General features: G+C 41.2%; 1 protein-coding gene. It reads left to right on the forward strand.

The annotated features are described in order from the left end of the window. The coding region (locus tag G6554_RS26480) for a DDE-type integrase/transposase/recombinase (protein WP_166246861.1) at positions 1–255 on the forward strand (255 nt) is incomplete at both ends.

A 255-nucleotide genomic window follows, 5' to 3' on the forward strand; every position in this document is an offset into this window, starting at 1 on the left:
TAGACGATTTCAAAAGCGTCATCGTAATCAGCTATGGCAATCCGATATTAAGTTTGGCCCATATTTGCCCATTGGTCCTAATGGCACTAAGAAGCAGGTCTACTTAGTCGCTATTATAGACGATGCGACTCGATTAATTCTGCATGGAGCCTTCTATCCAACCCTTGATTCCAGGATTATAGAGGATGCTTTTCGAAATGCCATTCAAAAATATGGTGTCCCTGAAGCCGTATACTTTGATAATGGGAAACAGTA

The organism is Bacillus sp. MM2020_4 (genome assembly GCF_011250555.1).
Classification (GTDB): Bacteria; Bacillota; Bacilli; order Bacillales; family Cytobacillaceae; genus Neobacillus.